General features: G+C 76.3%; 1 protein-coding gene. It reads right to left on the bottom strand.

Going from position 1 to position 1,571, the window contains the following annotated elements:
* The coding region (locus MXD58_RS27250) for an amidase family protein (RefSeq protein ID WP_250610821.1) at positions 1–1,571 on the bottom strand (1,571 nt) is incomplete at both ends.

The raw sequence follows: 1,571 nt of genomic DNA, 5'->3' as shown, positions 1-1,571 counted from the left end.
GCGCAGCAGCACCGCGCCGAGACGGACCAGCTCGCCGTTGAGCGGCAGCCCGCTCAGGTGGGCGCCGACCACGGCGATGTCGACGTGGCCCGTGGAACCTGCCGGCCCGCCGTCGGCCGCCCCGGCGCCCCGACGGGCGGGTGCCGCACCGCGGGGGGTCGTGGGGCCCGAGCGGGCCAGGGGATGGCCCGTGGCGCCCAGGGACAGGCCCGCACGGGCATGGAACTCCGCAGCCACGTCCGCGAGAAAAGCGTCCCGCCCCGCCGGGGCGAGGAACGTGACACCGTGCGGGAGTCCGTCGGCGAAGCCGGCCGGGACCGCGACCGCGGCGAGGTCGAGCAGGTTCGCGAAGGTCGTGTAGTGACCAAGCTGGACGTTGCGCCCGATCGGATCGGCCAGCACCGCCTCCACCGGGAACGACGTGGGCACGGTGGGCAGGACCAGCACGTCGATCTCCGTCCACACCTCCTCGACCGTGCGGCGCAGCGAGCGCAGCCGGGACAGCCCGCGGAAGGCGTCCACCCCGCTGATCTCCGCGCCGGGGGCGAGCACGGCCCGGACGACCGGATGCGTCTGCTCCGGTCGGGCCAGCACGAACTCGCCCATCGAGGAGAACCGCTCGGCCAGCCAGGGTCCGCTGTAGAGCAGCGCGCCGGCGGCCAGGAACGGGGCGAGGTCGACCTCGATCGTCCGGTCCCCGCCCGCCCTGATCAGCTCCAGGCTTCGCGCGTGCACGGCGCGGGCCCCACGGTCCCCGAAGAACGTCAGGTCCTCCGGTCGGGCGGTGCCCACACGCAGTTCGCCCCGCCCTGGCCCGGACGGGCCTGGGCGCGGACCCGGCCCCGCGCCGAGTGGGTGGCCGGGTCCGACCAGGCTCTGGTGAGTCGGCGCCGGGCCCGGCCCCGCCTCGGCACCCGGCCCCGCCTCGGCACCCGGCGCCGACACGCGCGGCAGTCGGCGGGAGTACGGGTCGGCCGGGTCGTAGCCGTTCATGACGGACAGCACCAGCCGGGCGTCCGGCACGCTGAGCGCGAAGACGCTCAGGCAGTCCAGCGAGCGGCAGGCGGGGACCAGGCCACGGGTACTGACCAGGCCCCGGGACGGCTTCAGCCCGACGACGTTGCTCAGCGCCGCCGGCACCCGCCCCGAACCGGCGGTGTCGGTGCCGATCGCGAAGCTCACCAGCCCGACGGCGACCGCGACGCCGGAGCCGGAGCTGGAGCCGCCGGCGATCATCGAGGCGTCGAAGGGCGAGACGGGTGTGCCGTAGGGCGAGCGCGCGCCGGACAGCCCGGTGGCGAACTGGTCGAGGTTCGTCTTGCCGACACACACCGCACCGGCGGCGAGCAGCGCGGCCACGGCGGGCGCGTCCTCGGCCGGCTCGTAGCCGAACGCCGGGCAGCCCGCCGTGGTGGCCAGGCCCGCGACGTCGATGTTGTCCTTCACCGCGAACGGCAGCCCGAACAGTGCGGGCAGCTCCGCCCCGCCGTCCGGGTCCCGCTGGTCAGCCGGCGGCCCGAGCAGGGCGTCCCGTTCGGCGTCCAGCGCGGCCGCCCTCGCCAGGGCCTCCT

The sequence above is a fragment of the Frankia sp. AgKG'84/4 genome (genome assembly GCF_023242965.2).
GTDB lineage: Bacteria > Actinomycetota > Actinomycetes > Frankiales > Frankiaceae > Frankia.
This window is presented reverse-complemented; position numbering and strand designations above follow the sequence as displayed.